Source organism: Polynucleobacter hallstattensis, assembly GCF_018881835.1.
GTDB classification, from domain to species: domain Bacteria; phylum Pseudomonadota; class Gammaproteobacteria; order Burkholderiales; family Burkholderiaceae; genus Polynucleobacter; species Polynucleobacter hallstattensis.
The window spans coordinates 807,641-823,293 of sequence record NZ_JACVPO010000002.1 but is presented as its reverse complement, the minus strand read 5'-3'; the positions used below and the strand labels follow the sequence as shown (position 1 = coordinate 823,293).

The following is a 15,653-nucleotide window of genomic DNA, read 5'->3' as shown; positions in this document are numbered from 1 at the left end:
GCATAATTTATTAAAACATAGCCTAATCAAGGATCAATATGGAGCCATTAGCCAAGTTAAAAGTGATTGAGATGGGCCAGCTAATCGCTGGACCATTTGCCGCTAAAACGCTGGGTGATTTTGGTGCCGATGTCATCAAGATTGAGTCACCAAAAGTAGGTGATGCCTTACGTAAATGGCGCTTGCTCAAGGAGGGCACTTCAGTCTGGTGGCAGGTTCAGTCCCGCAATAAGCGCTCTCTCTCATTAGATTTAAAGCAAGCCGAAGCCCAAGAAATTGTTCGCACCTTAATTAAAGAAGCAGATGTATTGATCGAGAATTTTCGACCGGGCACTTTAGAGGGTTGGGGGCTTGATCCAGAGAAATTACTTGAGCTCAATCCTAAGTTGATTGTTTTAAGAATTAGTGGTTACGGTCAAACTGGACCTTATCGAGATAAGCCGGGATTTGGTGTAGTTGCAGAGGCGATGGGTGGCTTGCGACATTTAACTGCTGAGCCAGGAAGAGTGCCTGTTCGTGTTGGTGTTAGCATCGGCGATACCTTGGCATCATTACATGGCGTGATTGGAATTTTATTGGCACTTCAAGAGCGTCATCAGAGTGGCAAGGGCCAGGTAATTGATGTTGCTTTATATGAAGCAGTCTTTAATTGCATGGAAAGCTTGATACCCGAATACAGCGCTTTTGGAGAGGTACGGCAAGCAGGTGGAAGCGCCCTGCCAGGCATTGCCCCGAGCAATGCCTACCTTTGCGCTGATGGCGGTTATGTATTAGTTGCTGGGAACGGCGATAGTATCTTTAAGCGCCTGATGAATTTGATTGGCAGAGCAGATTTAGCGAATGACCTAGCACTTGAAAATAATGATGGCAGGGTGGCTCGTGTTGCAGAGTTGGATCAGGCAATTGGTGTTTGGGCACAAACAATGACGACTGATCAAGCTCTACAGTTACTTGATACAGTAGCCGTTCCTGCAGGGAAAATATATACCGTAGCGGATATTGCTAGCGACCCGCATTACAAAGCCCGTGGAAATATTGAACATATTCAGATGCGCGATGGAGCTAAATTAGATGTTCCAAGCGTACTGCCAAAGCTCTCACGTACCCCTGGATCCATTAAAACTCTGGCTCCGGATATTGGAGAAAACACGGATGAAATTTTACAAAGTATTGGTTTAACAGAGGCTCAGGTGGCATCCTTAAAAGAGCGTGGCATTGCCTTTACTAAAAAATCATCAACCTAAAAACAATTCAATCTTATGACTAGAATTTATTTCAATGACGTTGTGACTAGAGACGGATTTCAGATTGAGCCCAATTTCATTCCTACGGATGACAAGGTTAAGCTGGTAGATGAGCTTAGTCAGTGTGGATTTGCCAAGATTGAAGTGACCTCGTTTACCTCGCCTAAAGCTATTCCAATGCTACGCGATGCAGAAGAGGTTATGGGTAGAATTAAGCGTGTACCCGGCGTTGAATATACAGTCTTAGTGCCTAATCTGCGTGGCGCGGAGCGCGCCTTTGAATCTCGCGCAGATGAATTCAATCTGGTGATGTCTGCTTCTGAAACCCATAACTTAGCTAATTTGCGCATGGGCCGAGAAAAAAGTTTTGCTGGATTAGCTGAAGTGATCCAGTATGTGGATGGCAGAACTCCCATCAATGTTTCGCTATCGACTGCTTTTGGTTGCCCCATGGAGGGCGATGTACCGCAAAGCGTAGTGGAGGACTTGGTGCGGCGCTTTGCAGACTTGGGTGTACGTGGCGTCTCTATTTGCGACACAACCGGGATGGCGCATCCTGGACAAGTGGCGACAATGGCAAATGATTTACAGAAGAAGTTTTCTGATCTGCAGCTGACCTTTCATTTTCACAATACGCGTGGAATGGGCTTGGCTAACGTGCTAGCTGCAGTGCAGTCCGGGATTACTCGGTTTGATGGCTCCCTAGGTGGCTTGGGCGGATGTCCCTATGCACCAGGTGCTAGCGGCAACATCTCTAGTGAAGACGCTGTTCATATGCTCGATGCCATGGGATACGATACGGGCATCAACATCCAGAAATTAATCGACTTAGCATGTGAGCTTCCTTTGATTGTTGGGCATCCCGTGCCAGGGCAAGTTGCTAAGGCTGGTAGTAGCTGTGTTTTACATCCAGCCCCAGCTTATATTGGTGAGTTGCGTTAATTCATTTTTGTATAAATTGAAGTTGATAGATGGGGGCTTGTTTGAGCTTTCTCAGATGACTAAAGATCAATTTTTAAGTATGCTGGTCTTGAGGGGATATCCGGAGCCAATCCTAGTGGAGCAGGAGGCAGGCGGATTTCTGGATGCCCATACACATCCCTTCGAGGTCAAGGCATTGGTGGTTTCTGGGCAAATTGACCTAGTGGTTGATGGCGTGAGAACAATATATGTTTCTGGGGATGTGTTTCACCTGTCAGCAAATCAAGTTCATACTGAGCGCTATGGAAGTAATGGCGTGCAATACTTGGCAAGTAGGAAAGATGGATCTGAAGGTAATTGATTGGTATCGAGCGTTGATTGTCTAGGCTAAAAAATAGCCCTACGGGTCTGCAGCTCTTCAAAGAAAGCCTATCCAAGTTAAAGGAAAAGTTTGACGGTACACAGGGCGAGCCCTATATCGTTGAAAGCAATCACTTCAAAGCGCTCTATTTTGATAGCGAATCCACGCAAAGCCTGATGGATATGCGGGCACCCATTCGTTTGGTGGTGAGTTATACGGAAACAATGATGGGTTTTCTACTGTTCCAATCTGATCCTAAAAGTATTGCCATGATTGGTTTGGGTGGAGGCTCGCTTGCTAAGTATTGCCACCATTACTTGCCAAGAGCATCCATCTTAGTTTTGGAAAATAACCCTAAGGTGATTGCACTTAAAGCTAAGTTCCATGTGCCTGAAAATAGTAGTCACTTTAAGGTGCTGGAGACAGATGGCGCAGCTTATTTACGGGATACCGAAGAAGCATTTGATGTATTACTGGTTGATGGGTATAACAAGCTCGGGCAAGCGACCCAACTTTGTAGCGAGGATTTTTATGCCAGCTGCCTAGCATGCTTAAAACCAGGTGGTCTATTGCTTATTAATTTTTCTGGTATGGCAGACCTGAATCAAGTTTATCAAAAGCGAATCGATCGAGGCTTTGCTTATCCGTCGGTATTGGTTACGGAGGATGACCAAATGAATCAAATTCTATTTGTGAGCAATGATCCAAGTCTCAGTATCCCTGCTGAGGATCTTCTAAGGCGATCTACAGCCTTGAGTAAAAAACATGATATCCATTTAGCAAGAACTGCTCAAAACTTTTTGGCACAGCGAAAGCTAGATTCTCGCTAGTTAGAGATAGGTTCTTTGATTTATATCAAGTACACTTTCCTAATTGGGTTCAGACTATTAACGTTGTTTGACTACTCTTAATAAAGTGAACCTATATGAAGCTTGAATTTGTTGGTCCCGCATCCCTTTTAGAAACTGGTGATGTCTTTTACCCGGCAGTGTTGGATGGCAAAGATCTCAAATGCAGCTTTAGTTATGAAGCTCTTCAGGACTTAGACCCTGAAGGTGTTGAGACAAATGTATTGGAATTGTTTAAAACCCATCAATTAAAGCTACTCTCGATAGTTGAGCAAAAGATTCTGAATGGTCATGCTGTAGATGGTGCCGTGCACCTTTTCAGTCATGATTTAGTTTTGGATTAATTATTTCTACTGCATTAAGCATTCCGTTTTTTAACTAGAAAGAAAAATATATGTCATTTAATCACTCAGTAATCTGGATTGACCATCAAGAGGCACACGTTATTTACTTTAACCCCACTACTAGTGAGAGCGAAGTCATCAAGACTAGATCTACGCATAAAAACGTTCATCATAAAAGCGGCTCCGTCAGTGGCGCGCGCGCTGAACCAGATCAGCATTACTTACATGAAGTTATTCAAGCGGTCATAGAATCTAAAGAGATTTTGATTGTGGGGCCAGGCTCTGCAAAATTGGATTTGATGAAACATGCTACTAAGCATGATCATGCTATTGCTGAAAAAATAGTTGGTATTGAAACAGTTGATCATCCAAGTGATGGTCAGCTATTGGCATATGCCAAAAAGTACTTTGTCAAAGTAGATGCCTTAAAAGGCGATACCATTATTACTGGTTGATTATTTATCCCTCCGAAAATGGGGGATCATTGAGCGATGTTACTCATCACCGCCTTCATCATTAATGGATCGCTGGCACTGCTTGCGATCCTATTGCATTACGAAGTTCTTTTTCAGCTTGATAAGCTGCTCCCTAAGATAGCTCATATTGCACCGCGTTTTCGGGTGCTAGTAGGGGTTGGCGCCATTTTCATGGCGCATGTAGTAGAGATCTGGCTGTTTGCCTTAGGCTACTTCTTTACCTTGCAGTTCCCTCTTATGGGCGGTCTCGTTGGTGAGCTTTCAGGCCATGGCATTTTGTTGGATTGCGCCTACCTGTCATTTGTTACCTTCACAACTTTAGGTTACGGCGAGATTGTGGCGCAAGGCTACCTACGCTATTTGACTGGAGTGGAAGCGCTGACTGGCTTCATCTTGATTACTTGGTCTGCTTCATTTCTATTCATTGAGATGCAAAAATACTGGACTACTTATAAGGCCAATCGGTATTGAGTAATGCGATTAAAACTCTTTCATGAGTCTGACAGCAAGTAAGCGCGTTTGAACATAGCCGTTTTTAATTTCTGTATCACGTCCGTATTGCAAAGAGATTCTACCAATCGATGTATGGGCTTGCCCACTTAGTAAGAATCTTTGTGTATTGGCAACGTTATTTTGATAGTTGTTGTTAATTGATGTTGCACCACCAGCGACATAAATGTAAGAGGCTGCTACGGTAAAGGTTTGATTGATACGGTAGATAGGCCCTAGCTGAGTGGTGGTCAGTGGCTTTTGGGTTAAGGATCCGTTAGTAGTTAAGTTGCATGCAGTAGCACATTGACTATTGCCGCCAAACCACATGGTGTCAACCGCAATCATGCCATCCACATTAGAGGTGATCGGCGTTTGAAAGCCCATCTGCAAGTCCGTACGAAAGCGATTTTCACCCACATTAAAAGCTCGCTGACTAGAATAGCTGCCAGTTGGACTAATGAGGTATCCCGCTAGACCAAGATAGGTTCTGGTGGCTCTGTTGTGATACGGCCATATGGCTGTTGCAATAGTGAGATCACCAATCCCGGTATCGCCTGTTTGGCTTACTAGTGAACCCCCTGGTTGAATAGATCCGTAAGGTAATTGAATAAAGCTGACTGCTGGCAGACTGCCAAGATCGTATGTTCTGGTGCCACGAAAAATCGCGCTCTGGGTATCAATAACAGGACTACTCGATGCAATGCTACCGTTTCGATAGAGTGTATTGTTCTCGGTATTCAGGTAACTCACCGTGACGTAATTTTTATTAGGCAGAGGTGCAACAATATCGTTAGGCTGCAAATCTATCGCCCATGTTTGAGCTGGTCTGATTAATACCAATAAAAGTAGGGCGACTCTAATAGAAATCATGGTGAGCGTATTCTAGGGTAAGTCAACTGTATTTCTGTTGAAGCTGAAGCGCAGTTTGGATGGTCTGAAAATGAATATCCACAGTTGACGCAATTTCTCTGCCATATCCGCCTGCCATACTAAAAGCAATTGGAATTTGGCGATCTAAGCCATACTGAAATACAGCCTCATCCCGCTGTCGCATTCCTGCTTGAGTCAGGCTGAGCTTACCTAAGCGATCCCCTTCATGGGGATCGGCTCCAGCTAAGTAAATAATGCAGTTGGGCTTAAAGCGGGTATCTACTATTTCTAGGCTTTGATGAAGCGCTGCTAAATAGGCAGCATCTCCCGTTTCGTCTGGTAGACCAACATCAAGATCGCTACGCTCTTTTGTAAAAGGGAAATTGTTCTCCCCATGTATCGATAAGGTAAATATGGAAGAGTCATTTTCTAAAATAGCAGCAGTGCCATTGCCTTGATGAACATCCAGATCAATGATGGCAACTTTTAAGTTGGTGTTGATTTCCCTCTGGAGTGCTCTAGCAGTAATAGCAGAATCATTAAAAACACAAAAGCCACTTCCTTTATTACGATAAGCGTGATGCGTACCGCCAGCGAGATTGGCTGCTAAGCCCTCATTGAGCGCTGCCTTCGCAGCGGCAAGGGTAGCACCAGCAGAGCGACGTGAGCGCTCGACCATTAGCTCGCTCCAAGGAAAGCCAATGTCTTGCTGCTCCTTAGGGCTCAAATTGCCTGAGAGGATTTTGATGAGATAACTGGGATCATGCGCATACAGAATCTGAGTATCAGAGACGGCGGGAGCCTCTACCAGATCTAACCCTGCCAGCTTACTCACTAAATCACGAAGCTGGCTGTACTTTTCCATCGGAAAGCGGTGTCCCGGCGGAAGTGGTAAAACATAGTGGTCGGTATAAAAGGCTTTCAATGCGATCTGGACTTTTCTTGGCTCTTGAGTGTGTTGAATAGTCTATTCGTTTTTCAATAGGTAAGTATGGCTCGAGCTGAAAAATTGGGTTTTAAAGGAAACAAATCATTTCTGCCTAGTAAGACTTGTGTGGTCTGCGGTAAAGAAATGACTTGGCGTAAGTCCTGGGCTAAAAATTGGGATGAGGTGAAGTATTGCTCCGATGCTTGCCGCTCTAAAAAAACAACTATAAATACCGCAGCTAGTACCAGCGGAAAGAATTAGTGACAGTCATCATCTATTGGTTTAGAAATGATTTACGTTTGGCAGATAATTCTGCCTTTGTAGAAGCATGTTTAAAAGCTGACCAGCTCTTGCCGGTTTATGTGCACGATTCAAAAGAACAAGAGACTGTGTATGGCTTTGAGCGACAAGGACCTCATCGACAGACTTTTTTAAGGACATCCTTAGATGATTTAAAGGCTCAGCTTCAGGTCCAAGGGTCAGACCTGTTGGAGTTATCCGGAAAGTCAGCGAAAGTATTACTGCAGCTAGTCAAAGATACCGCTGCAACGGCAATCTATTGCGAGCAAATCGAAGCCCCTGAAGAAATCGAGCAAGTCAGAGTAATGCAAGAGCAGGGTATTGATGTTGAAGTGTTTTGGCAATCGAGTATGTTGGATCCACAAGACTTTCCATTCACCTTGGAAAACATGCCCGATGTATTTACGGCATTTCGTCGTGATGTAGAACGGGCGCAACTCAAGTTCGCTCAGCCCATCAATGCGCCTAAGCAGATTCCGATGTTGCCAGCAGGCTTACCTCGGAGCTCAACATTGTCCTGTAGTCCTCAATCTAAGTTTCACCCTCACCCTTTCTTTTTAGGAGGCGCTACTGCTGCACAAGCACATCTTAGTCAATATCTAGAGCGACGTCTTCCTGATGGTTATAAGGAGACCCGCAATCAACTCATTGGGAGAGATTACTCTAGTAAGTTTTCAGCATGGTTGGCTTTAGGTTGCATTTCAGCGCGGGATATCGCAGCGCAAATCAACGAGTATGAAAATCACTATGGCGCCAATGATGGGACCTATTGGCTTTGGTTTGAATTACTCTGGCGTGACTACTTCCGTTTTATTCACTTCAAGTATGGTCAGCAGTTGTATCGCGCCAGTGGTTTAACTGGTGTGCCCGTAAAACCATCTTATGCACCCAGCTTTGAACAATGGCGTACAGGCACTACGGGCACTGCTTTAGTTGATGCAGGTATGCGCGAGTTGTATCAGAGCGGTTATCTATCCAACCGTATGCGTCAGATTGTGGCTAGTTATTGGATATACGATATGAAAGGTGATTGGCGCGCAGGTGCAGCGTGGTTTGAATCTCAGCTAATTGACTATGACGTCTATAGCAATCAAGGAAATTGGCTTTACATTGCTGGACGCGGAACGGATCCCAGGGGTGGCAGACCTTTTAATGTGGCCAAGCAAACCCAAGACCATGATCCAAAAGAAATCTACCGCAAACTTTGGCTCTCACCCCAATAGGTTTTTATAACTGCTCTACCGCTGCATATTGTTCTAGTACTTCTAGCGAGACTTTCTCCAAAGCTTTGATGTGTGTGCTCTCTAGCTTAATCCTAGGTGCACAGTTGGCCTCTAAGGCCTCAATCCAGCGGTTCAAACAAAGACACCACTGATCTCCAGCAATCAGTCCTGGGAACTGATATTCAGGACGTGGGGTAATGAGATCGTTGCCACGCTTGAGGCTAAATTGTAGAAAGTCATTACTCACAATCGCGCAGACTAAGTGACTACCAAGATCTTGTTCATTGGTCTTGCAGCAACCATCTCTAAAAAATCCAGTGAGTGGATCAAACGAGCAGGCAACTAAGGGTTGGCCTAAAACATTGAGGGGTAATTCAGTAGACATGAATGTTCTTTAAGTGGTGATGTATGGACGATTGATGGATTGGCGCATAAAGCTACGGGCTAGGGTAAAGCCTATGGGATACAGCTTGACCGGATGAATTTACTTTTACCAAAACCATATCCCCTGAATTAACAACCTTGCCGGTAAAGGATTGGATATTGACATGGTGAGTCACCATGATGATTGGTACTTTAGGATTTTTGCTGCGCTCATCCTGAATCAGCTTGGCTAAATCATCAGTTTGTTTTTTAGCCTGACTCATATCATCGAAAAAAGAACCCAACGCTGCCTCCTTGGTAACGGCACCCTTATTCAGAAGGATTGCCGTATCAAAGCAACGACACCAAGGACTGCTATAGACCTGCGCTTTGGTAATGCCCTGCTCGGCTAGCCATTCACCGGTCAGCTGAGCCTGACGCTTACCTGCTTCACCTAGATTGCGTTGGGTGGAGCACTGCGTTAATTGATAGCCCGCTGGATCTCCGTACCCAGGCGCGTCAGCATGTCGCATGAGTAAGACATGCTGGCCATCTTGCATTGCGTTAGCCAACTCAGTTTGGGCGAGAGCGTTGCTATGGGCTCCAATGAGGGTAGTGAGTGCAATCAGCAATAGGGATAAAAATTTCATAATCATGATTGGGTTACCAAGGTAACTTTTCTCCGGAGTAACTTAGAAAACTACCTGAATCAGTCTTTTGAAGTGAGAGTAATACCGCAAGCATATCGCTTGCAGCATCTAAAGCAGGCCTTCCTATTTGCTCGCCTTTGAAGGGCTTGGATAAAAGAGAGTTTACCGTTCCCGGATGCAAGGCCACTAAGGCCGTATTGGGTTTTGTTCTGGTAAATTCAATGGAGGCTGTTTTGATCAGCATATTCAGGGCCGCCTTAGAGGCGCGATAGCTAAACCAGCCTCCCAAACGATTGTCCTCAATGCTGCCTACTTTAGCGGAGAGGGTTGCCATAACCGATCCCGCTGGGTCGAGTAATTTGGAGAAATGCTTGATTGTTAGTCCAGGGCCAACGGCATTGGTCTGCATCAATATCTGTAACTGTTCGGCGTTGAGATCATCCAATTTCTTTTCAGGCATCCAGTGCTCAGAATGCAATACACCAATCGTATTAATAATGAGCTGGAAAGAGCCCTCCTGAATAAGACTAGCTGCAGCAGCTTCAATCGTGGTGAGATCTTGGTAATTGATTGGCTGTGCCGAGTTGCGATTTAGACCCCAAACCACCTCACAGTCAGGAGAGGCTTCTAGAAGCTCCATAAATGCTGACCCAATAGTCCCAGAGGATCCAATAATCAAAGCTCGAAAGGGTTTTGGAACTAGGGGCATAAATAAAGAGGCTTAAGTATCGGGTGAAAGCAGGCTCAGCTAGTTTATTGAATAAGTCTTAAACTTGCTTGATGGGCACCAAGATAACTCAAGCACTCTCCGCTGCCGATCTCTCACGGGTGATCGAGATGGCATGGGAAGATCGCACGCCATTTGATGCGATTGAGCAACATTTTGGACTATCCGAGCCACAAGTGATTGCGCTGATGCGCAAAGAGCTTAAGAGAGGCTCGTTCAATCTATGGCGTGAGCGGGTAACGGGTAGGGCAACCAAGCATGTCGCTTTAAGAAGTAAATTGGTAACCCGCGCCTATTGCTCGATGCAGTACAAGCAAAAGTAGCTGCCATGAAGAAACTCACTATGTTCTACGATGGCCTTTGTCCTCTATGTCAGGCAGAGATTCTGTTTTTGTCTGACCGCAATCAAGCTGGTTTATTGAGCTTTGTAGATGTGAACTCAAATCGTTATAACGCTGATGAGGTTGGCGTATCTTGCCAACAGGCCTTAGATTCGATGTATGCTCAGTATGACGACGGCGAACTGATTAATGGCGTGGATGTTTTTTCGGCTGCCTATGCGAGAGCAAATTTACCGAAGTTAGCTTGGTTATTTTCTCGACCAAGCTTGCGCCCTATATTGACCGGGGCCTATCGTTTTTTTGCCAAGAACCGACATGCTATTTCAGGTCTATTTGGACCATCTGCTTTATGGTTGGTGAATTTAACTCGTAAAGATAAATAAAGGGACGATGATGAAAATAATTTCACAAAGTAGTGTCGTCCTATTACTGTGCTTAGCTCTGCTGAGTGGTTCTGTGTCAGCTAAGAGCTTGGCGCACATTGAGAGCGTAATTAATCAAGTGCAGCCTCAGGGTACTGGCCGTCTGAACTTTTGGGGTTTTCATGTTTATGATGTGACCCTATATCGCTCTGCAGGCAAGGATTCTGCTGAATTTGCCTTGGACATTAAATATCAAAAATCATTCTCTGGGGCGGCCATCGCAAGCCGCACTGCTGATGAAATGAAGAACATGGGTGTATCAGAGGCGCAGTCCGCAATTTGGGGAAAAGAGCTTGCTACGGTTTTACCCAATGTAGAGTCTGGACAAACGCTCACGGGAGTCTACTCACCAAAACAAGGCACCACTTTTTTTTATGACGGCAAGAAAATTGCTCAATTTCCGGGGGCAGATTTTTCAAAGGCATTCTTCGGGATTTGGCTTGATTCCAAAACGAGCGTACCCAAGCTGAGATCTGAATTACTGGGCAACGGTTGCCCACCCCCACTAATTACTGGAGCCTGTTAATGTCAAAGACCTACTTCGTTAAAAAATATTTGGCTATTGGTTTGATTGCATTCGGCCTATTTGGTTGTTCCTCACCTTCAGTCAATCAATACGCACAAGAGACACCCAAGCTTGATCTAAGTGAATACTTCAACGGTACGATTGATGCGTATGGCATCTTCACCGATCGTAGTGGTGAGGTTAAAAAACGTTTTACCGTTTTATTAGTTGCCAAATGGTCAGTTGTCAATGGTAAAAAGACGGGCATTTTGGATGAGAGCTTTGAGTACTCCGATGGCACGAAGCAAAAGCGTATCTGGACTTTAGTAGAAACCGCTCCTGGAAAATACACTGGCACTGCAGATGACGTCATCGGTGAGGCCATTGGTGAATCTGCTGGCAATGCCTTGAACTGGTCTTATACATTGGCTCTGCCTGTAGATAAGTCTATCTATCATGTGCAATTTGACGACTGGATGTATTTAGTAAGCCCGAAGGTCATGATTAATAGGGCTCAAATGAGTAAATTCGGTATTAATTTGGGTGAAGTGACTCTCAGTTTTTATAAACGCTAAGCGCTGACTCCTCTCCTAATATTGAGTGTCTCTTTGAAAGATGTGAATTGAAAAAGCTTGTTCTCATTCTGGGTGACCAGCTGGATATCGATAGCCCGATATTAAAAAACCTGAATCCCAAGACTGAGCAAGTCGTCATGATTGAGTCTATCGATGAGGCTCAGTATGTTTGGTCGCATAAGGCCAAAATCGTTTTGTTCTTATCGGCGATGCGGCATTTTGCTGAGCAACTGGAAGAGCGGGGTTTGCCGCTGATCTATATTAAGCAGTCTCCGCAGTCGATCGGAGATACCTTACGAGACTTGATTCCCAAGAAACAATTTACACACTTGGTATGTCTTGAGCCGGGGGAGTATCGACTCAAGTGCGAAATAGAGAATGTCGCATCTGAATTCAGCATCGATTTAGAAATGCAAGAGGACCCCCATTTCTTTTGCTCACGCCATGAGTTTGAAAATTGGGTTGCAGGCAAAAAAGAATTGCGTTTGGAGTATTTCTACCGACTGATGCGTAAGACTCACAATATCTTGGTTGATAAAGAGGGTAATCCTGAAGGTGGTCAGTGGAATTTTGATCGAGACAATCGCAAGCCGTTTCCAAAAAAAGGACCAGGCTTAATTCCGCCGCCGGAGTTATTTGAGCCCGATGACATTACTCAAGAAGTCATCGCATTAGTTGAGAAAAAATTTCCCAAACATCCTGGATCTCTGGAGCACTTTCAGTGGCCGGTTACGCGCACACAAGCCTTACAGGCACTCAAAGGGTTTGTAGAGCACCGCTTAGTGACCTTTGGTATTCATGAAGATGCAATGTGGACAGATACGCCTTTTGGTTGGCACTCCCTGCTATCGAGTTCATTGAACTTAAAGTTGCTCAATCCCAGAGAGGTGATTGCGGCCGTCCTCAAGGCGTGGAAGAAAGACGATTTAGATCTTGCAACGGTAGAAGGATTTATTCGTCAAATTCTGGGTTGGCGAGAATTTGTAAGGGGCATGTACTACCTTGATATGCCGCAAATGGCTTTAGATAATTTTTATGACCATCAGAATGCATTGCCCTCCTGGTATTGGACTGGCAACACCAAGATGAAGTGTATGCAGCAGGCGATAGATCAAACCCTGGAGTATGGTTATGCCCACCATATTCAACGCCTGATGGTGACTGGTAACTTTGCGTTGCTTGCAGAAATCTTGCCAAAAGACGTTTGTGACTGGTATTTAGCGGTCTATATTGATGCAGTTGAGTGGGTGGAATTGCCCAATACAGCGGGCATGGCCTTATTTGCAAGTGGTGGGCGTTTCACCAGCAAGCCCTATATTGCGAGTGGCGCTTACATTAAGAGAATGAGTAACTATTGCGACTCCTGCCAATACAAGCCTGATATCCGATTTGGGGAGAGTGCTTGCCCCATGACTACCCTCTATTGGAACTTTCTCATTAAGCATCGCACCCAATTTGAGGCAAGCCCACGTACCCGGCTGATGACTGCCAACTTATCCCGTATTAGCGATACAGATCAGCAGGCAATTACACTGCATGCCAAAGGCCTTTTAGGGGATTTGAACTCCCTGTAAGAGACTCACCCTATTTGTAGCTCTAAAAAACACATTTTGTGAATTTGTGTCACACTTTCACTAAGTAAATCAGCAGGTTAAAAAAGTTATGAGAATTGAAGATACTGATCCAGCGCGGCATGCTGGCATTGAATATCCCATGGAAGTGGGTGCACCTGTATTTGCACCGATTAAGGTCTTGGAAGAAAAAGACAAGGCAGTCAATGTCGCGCGCCAGAACGCAAAGCTTGAATACGATCGCATCATGGAACAGGCCGAAGTATTAATGAAGCAAGCACGTTCTCTGCAGGCTCGTTTGGATGCTACAGAAATGGTCCATAGTGCCAAATTTAGTTTTAATCCCCTCCATGGAAAAACCTACCATCTCTACTTCGATAGCCGTATTGGCAGCAATGTATTGATTCAAAATGGACCTGATCAGTGGAGTTGTGGCATTCCGGATGCTTGGACTTATTCGATGGCAGTCAAAAAACTTGGCGATAGCACCTGGGCTATCGTTGAGGAGGACGAGGTTGTCTCTTCCTCGCTTGCAGTAAGATAATTTTTTTATAAAAATAATAAGGTGACTTGTGACAACTGCTCGAATTGTTAGTCTTTCAGAACTCGGCAATGCCGATGTGATTCAGTTAATCGATAAAGAGCTTCCAGCTCCGGGTAAGGGCGAAGTGCAACTCCGTCAAACCGCTATTGGTTTTAACTTTATTGATGTGTACCAGCGTTCTGGTTTTTATCCCTTGGAATTACCAACGGGTTTAGGTCATGAAGCGGTCGGTGTAGTTGAGGCGCTTGGTGAAGGCGTTACTCGATTTAAGCTAGGTGATCGTGTCACCTATATGAATGCCGGTATTGGTGCTTATGCCAGTGCGCGTAATGTTGCAGTGGATAAATTGGTTTCAGTGCCAGATAATGTATCCGATGAAGTTGCCGCCGCTGTGTTTTTTAAAGCAATGACTGCTCAGTACTTAGTTCAAAAAACCTATAAGGTGCAGTCTGGTGACGTCGTCTTAGTTCACGCTGCCGCTGGTGGTGTTGGTCAAATTCTATCGGGATGGGCAAAATCTTTGGGTGCTTTTGTAGTGGGTACAGTAGGGTCTGAAGCCAAGTTTGCCGCAGCAAAAGAGGCTGGCTGTGATGCTGTTGTGGACTACTCAAAACCAAATTGGGTCGAAGAGTTTATGAAGGCAACAGGCGGTCGTAAAGCGAATGTGGTTTATGACTCAGTTGCTAAGACTACTTTCTTGGGCTCACTCGATTGTGCTGCACCATTTGGGACGGTGGCTTTATTTGGTGCCGCTTCTGGACCTGCTCCAGAGATTCAGCCAGAGATTCTCAATAAGAAGGGTTGCCTCTTCTTAACTAGACCTTCTGTATTCCCGCACAATGCTACTCCCGAGTTGCTTCAGGAAAATGCTCGCGCAGTATTTGATGCGATTGCCCAAGGCCGTGTGAAAGTACAGATCGGCGCTAGATTTAAGCTTGAGCAGGCTGTTGAAGCTCATAAAGCTGCAGAAGGTAGAAAAGTTTCGGGCGCGATTGTCATCACGCCTTAATTTTTGGTTTGCTGACTAACCTAGTTTGCACCACATCCCCGCTGATTTAGTGGGGATTTTTTATGCCTACTTGTCGTAAAACAGTTGATAAAAATTTGGAGACTTACTTGAATACGATTTCACCTAAAGTATTAGAGCAGCTCGCACCGAATGGTGTTCTGTCTGCTGCAGTGTATTTAGGTAATTTCTTGTTGGTGACTGGTCGATCATCTTCTGGTGAGCCTACAGGGATCTCACCAGATATCTGTCGAGCTATTGCAAAGCGTTTGGGCGTGGAGTTAAGTCTCGTAGGCTTCAATACGCAGGCTGAGGTAGTTGAGGCTGTCGTTAGTGCAAGATGCGGTATCTCGTTGTTAGGCTCTGATCCTGCTCGTGCTCAAAAAATTACTTTCACACCAGCTTATGTCGAACTAGAAGCTAGCTATCTGGTTTCCGCCAACTCTCCTATAACTGAGTTATCACAGGTAGATCAGCCAGGAGTGAAGATTGCATCTTTTCAACAAAGTGCTTATGACCTATGGTTGCAGCGTAATCTCAAGCATGCCAGCTTAGTGCATGCTGACAGTGTGAAAGCCAGTATTGAATTATTCGTTAGCAAGAAATTAGATGCTTTGGCAGGTTTACGAACTGGCCTAGTTGCTGCTTCTCAAGATATTCCTGGATCCAGAATTCTGGATGGCCAATTTACTGGAATACAACAGGCGATTACTGCACATAAGTCCCACCTAGAGTCGATTGAGTTTTTGGATGCTTGTGTAGAAGAATTCATTAGATCTGGCTTGGTGGCTGATCTGATTAGTCAATATCAGGTGCAAGGCGTATCAGTTGCACCACTCTCTCGAATGCCTTTAAAAGACTGATAATTTTAGTATTCCCGTAATCAATGGTATCGAGCTTATAATTATCTAAGTAATTGAATTAAAAGAAGTTTCTTTTTTA

Annotated in this window: 22 protein-coding genes; 17 read left to right on the top strand and 5 right to left on the bottom strand. The window is 44.9% G+C overall.

Going from position 1 to position 15,653, the window contains the following annotated elements:
* The first annotated feature begins 38 nt into the window (after positions 1-38).
* The 7 genes from ICN26_RS10690 (at position 39) to ICN26_RS10660 (ending at position 4,665) form a co-directional block, all read left to right on the top strand.
* Positions 39-1,244 carry a CaiB/BaiF CoA transferase family protein gene (locus tag ICN26_RS10690; RefSeq protein ID WP_216268365.1) on the top strand — a complete coding sequence of 402 codons (1,206 nt, stop codon included), beginning with the start codon at positions 39-41 and terminating at the stop codon, positions 1,242-1,244.
* A gap of 15 nt (positions 1,245-1,259) precedes the next feature.
* On the top strand, positions 1,260-2,186 hold the full coding sequence (locus ICN26_RS10685; RefSeq protein ID WP_216268364.1) for a hydroxymethylglutaryl-CoA lyase: 927 nt from the start codon (positions 1,260-1,262) through the stop codon (positions 2,184-2,186).
* A gap of 55 nt (positions 2,187-2,241) precedes the next feature.
* Complete coding sequence (locus ICN26_RS10680) at positions 2,242-2,526, top strand: cupin domain-containing protein (RefSeq protein ID WP_216268363.1); 285 nt, start codon at positions 2,242-2,244, stop codon at positions 2,524-2,526.
* A gap of 17 nt (positions 2,527-2,543) precedes the next feature.
* Positions 2,544-3,356, top strand: coding sequence for a spermine/spermidine synthase domain-containing protein (locus ICN26_RS10675; protein WP_216268362.1), 813 nt, complete (start codon positions 2,544-2,546; stop codon positions 3,354-3,356).
* Positions 3,357-3,451: 95 nt separating this feature from the next.
* Positions 3,452-3,718 carry a DUF1488 family protein gene (locus tag ICN26_RS10670; RefSeq protein WP_216268361.1) on the top strand — a complete coding sequence of 89 codons (267 nt, stop codon included), beginning with the start codon at positions 3,452-3,454 and terminating at the stop codon, positions 3,716-3,718.
* Between the two features lie 50 nt (positions 3,719-3,768).
* Complete coding sequence (locus ICN26_RS10665) at positions 3,769-4,173, top strand: translational machinery protein (RefSeq protein WP_216268360.1); 405 nt, start codon at positions 3,769-3,771, stop codon at positions 4,171-4,173.
* A gap of 36 nt (positions 4,174-4,209) precedes the next feature.
* Positions 4,210-4,665, top strand: coding sequence for an ion channel (locus ICN26_RS10660; protein ID WP_216268359.1), 456 nt, complete (start codon positions 4,210-4,212; stop codon positions 4,663-4,665).
* Between the two features lie 9 nt (positions 4,666-4,674).
* Here the strand turns inward: ICN26_RS10660 and ICN26_RS10655 are convergent, their stop codons facing one another.
* Both ICN26_RS10655 and ICN26_RS10650 read right to left on the bottom strand, forming a co-directional pair.
* The gene (locus tag ICN26_RS10655; protein ID WP_216268358.1) at positions 4,675-5,556 is read right to left on the bottom strand and encodes a transporter; all 882 of its coding nucleotides are present in this window, start codon (positions 5,554-5,556) and stop codon (positions 4,675-4,677) included.
* 22 nt (positions 5,557-5,578) lie between these two features.
* Positions 5,579-6,481: a histone deacetylase family protein gene (locus ICN26_RS10650; RefSeq protein ID WP_255534477.1), complete on the bottom strand. Its 903-nt coding sequence runs from the start codon at positions 6,479-6,481 to the stop codon at positions 5,579-5,581.
* A gap of 66 nt (positions 6,482-6,547) precedes the next feature.
* Here ICN26_RS10650 and ICN26_RS10645 point away from each other — a divergent pair, with 66 nt between their 5' ends.
* Both ICN26_RS10645 and ICN26_RS10640 read left to right on the top strand, forming a co-directional pair.
* Complete coding sequence (locus ICN26_RS10645; protein ID WP_216268357.1) at positions 6,548-6,745, top strand: DUF2256 domain-containing protein; 198 nt, start codon at positions 6,548-6,550, stop codon at positions 6,743-6,745.
* The gene (locus tag ICN26_RS10640; RefSeq protein ID WP_216268356.1) at positions 6,745-8,007 is read left to right on the top strand and encodes a DASH family cryptochrome; all 1,263 of its coding nucleotides are present in this window, start codon (positions 6,745-6,747) and stop codon (positions 8,005-8,007) included. The genes ICN26_RS10645 and ICN26_RS10640 overlap by 1 nt, the downstream gene beginning before the upstream one ends.
* Before the next feature lie 4 nt (positions 8,008-8,011).
* Here the strand turns inward: ICN26_RS10640 and ICN26_RS10635 are convergent, their stop codons facing one another.
* Genes ICN26_RS10635 through ICN26_RS10625 form a run of 3 tightly spaced genes read right to left on the bottom strand, consistent with a single transcriptional unit; the run spans position 8,012 to position 9,729 of the window.
* Positions 8,012-8,392 (bottom strand): DUF2237 family protein, encoded by a 381-nt coding sequence (locus tag ICN26_RS10635; RefSeq protein ID WP_046330671.1) that lies wholly within the window; start codon positions 8,390-8,392, stop codon positions 8,012-8,014.
* A 52-nt stretch (positions 8,393-8,444) separates the two neighbouring features.
* Positions 8,445-9,020 (bottom strand): histidine phosphatase family protein, encoded by a 576-nt coding sequence (locus tag ICN26_RS10630; protein WP_216268355.1) that lies wholly within the window; start codon positions 9,018-9,020, stop codon positions 8,445-8,447.
* 13 nt (positions 9,021-9,033) lie between these two features.
* Entirely contained in the window at positions 9,034-9,729 is a 696-nt protein-coding gene (locus ICN26_RS10625; protein WP_216268354.1) for an SDR family NAD(P)-dependent oxidoreductase, read from the bottom strand.
* A 71-nt stretch (positions 9,730-9,800) separates the two neighbouring features.
* Here ICN26_RS10625 and ICN26_RS10620 point away from each other — a divergent pair, with 71 nt between their 5' ends.
* The 8 genes from ICN26_RS10620 to ICN26_RS10585 all read left to right on the top strand — a co-directional run bounded on the left by ICN26_RS10620 (position 9,801) and on the right by ICN26_RS10585 (position 15,574).
* Positions 9,801-10,070, top strand: coding sequence for a TIGR03643 family protein (locus ICN26_RS10620; protein WP_216268353.1), 270 nt, complete (start codon positions 9,801-9,803; stop codon positions 10,068-10,070).
* Between the two features lie 5 nt (positions 10,071-10,075).
* Positions 10,076-10,471 (top strand): thiol-disulfide oxidoreductase DCC family protein, encoded by a 396-nt coding sequence (locus ICN26_RS10615; protein ID WP_216268352.1) that lies wholly within the window; start codon positions 10,076-10,078, stop codon positions 10,469-10,471.
* Between the two features lie 10 nt (positions 10,472-10,481).
* Positions 10,482-11,036, top strand: coding sequence for a chalcone isomerase family protein (locus ICN26_RS10610; protein ID WP_216860411.1), 555 nt, complete (start codon positions 10,482-10,484; stop codon positions 11,034-11,036).
* Positions 11,036-11,590, top strand: coding sequence for a DUF3833 domain-containing protein (locus tag ICN26_RS10605; protein WP_216268351.1), 555 nt, complete (start codon positions 11,036-11,038; stop codon positions 11,588-11,590). Before ICN26_RS10610 ends, ICN26_RS10605 begins: the two co-directional genes overlap by 1 nt.
* 47 nt (positions 11,591-11,637) lie before the next feature.
* Entirely contained in the window at positions 11,638-13,164 is a 1,527-nt protein-coding gene (locus ICN26_RS10600; protein ID WP_216268350.1) for a cryptochrome/photolyase family protein, read from the top strand.
* An 88-nt stretch (positions 13,165-13,252) separates the two neighbouring features.
* Positions 13,253-13,705 carry a DUF2452 domain-containing protein gene (locus tag ICN26_RS10595; RefSeq protein WP_216268349.1) on the top strand — a complete coding sequence of 151 codons (453 nt, stop codon included), beginning with the start codon at positions 13,253-13,255 and terminating at the stop codon, positions 13,703-13,705.
* 28 nt (positions 13,706-13,733) lie between these two features.
* Positions 13,734-14,714: a quinone oxidoreductase family protein gene (locus ICN26_RS10590; RefSeq protein WP_216268348.1), complete on the top strand. Its 981-nt coding sequence runs from the start codon at positions 13,734-13,736 to the stop codon at positions 14,712-14,714.
* A 107-nt stretch (positions 14,715-14,821) separates the two neighbouring features.
* Positions 14,822-15,574: a transporter substrate-binding domain-containing protein gene (locus ICN26_RS10585; protein ID WP_216268347.1), complete on the top strand. Its 753-nt coding sequence runs from the start codon at positions 14,822-14,824 to the stop codon at positions 15,572-15,574.
* Positions 15,575-15,653: the final 79 nt, after the last annotated feature.

What these genes read in the sequence shown, in the direction of transcription:
- ICN26_RS10630 (WP_216268355.1), bottom strand. Translation starts at nt 9,020, where the DNA reads ATGAAATTTTTATCCCTATTGCTGATTGCACTCACTACCCTCATTGGA.
- ICN26_RS10690 (WP_216268365.1), top strand. Translation starts at nt 39, where the DNA reads ATGGAGCCATTAGCCAAGTTAAAAGTGATTGAGATGGGCCAGCTAATC.
- ICN26_RS10660 (WP_216268359.1), top strand. Translation starts at nt 4,210, where the DNA reads ATGTTACTCATCACCGCCTTCATCATTAATGGATCGCTGGCACTGCTT.
- ICN26_RS10645 (WP_216268357.1), top strand. Translation starts at nt 6,548, where the DNA reads ATGGCTCGAGCTGAAAAATTGGGTTTTAAAGGAAACAAATCATTTCTG.
- ICN26_RS10595 (WP_216268349.1), top strand. Translation starts at nt 13,253, where the DNA reads ATGAGAATTGAAGATACTGATCCAGCGCGGCATGCTGGCATTGAATAT.
- ICN26_RS10655 (WP_216268358.1), bottom strand. Translation starts at nt 5,556, where the DNA reads ATGATTTCTATTAGAGTCGCCCTACTTTTATTGGTATTAATCAGACCA.
- ICN26_RS10625 (WP_216268354.1), bottom strand. Translation starts at nt 9,729, where the DNA reads ATGCCCCTAGTTCCAAAACCCTTTCGAGCTTTGATTATTGGATCCTCT.
- ICN26_RS10685 (WP_216268364.1), top strand. Translation starts at nt 1,260, where the DNA reads ATGACTAGAATTTATTTCAATGACGTTGTGACTAGAGACGGATTTCAG.
- ICN26_RS10680 (WP_216268363.1), top strand. Translation starts at nt 2,242, where the DNA reads ATGACTAAAGATCAATTTTTAAGTATGCTGGTCTTGAGGGGATATCCG.
- ICN26_RS10670 (WP_216268361.1), top strand. Translation starts at nt 3,452, where the DNA reads ATGAAGCTTGAATTTGTTGGTCCCGCATCCCTTTTAGAAACTGGTGAT.
- ICN26_RS10615 (WP_216268352.1), top strand. Translation starts at nt 10,076, where the DNA reads ATGAAGAAACTCACTATGTTCTACGATGGCCTTTGTCCTCTATGTCAG.
- ICN26_RS10635 (WP_046330671.1), bottom strand. Translation starts at nt 8,392, where the DNA reads ATGTCTACTGAATTACCCCTCAATGTTTTAGGCCAACCCTTAGTTGCC.
- ICN26_RS10610 (WP_216860411.1), top strand. Translation starts at nt 10,482, where the DNA reads ATGAAAATAATTTCACAAAGTAGTGTCGTCCTATTACTGTGCTTAGCT.
- ICN26_RS10665 (WP_216268360.1), top strand. Translation starts at nt 3,769, where the DNA reads ATGTCATTTAATCACTCAGTAATCTGGATTGACCATCAAGAGGCACAC.
- ICN26_RS10605 (WP_216268351.1), top strand. Translation starts at nt 11,036, where the DNA reads ATGTCAAAGACCTACTTCGTTAAAAAATATTTGGCTATTGGTTTGATT.
- ICN26_RS10620 (WP_216268353.1), top strand. Translation starts at nt 9,801, where the DNA reads ATGGGCACCAAGATAACTCAAGCACTCTCCGCTGCCGATCTCTCACGG.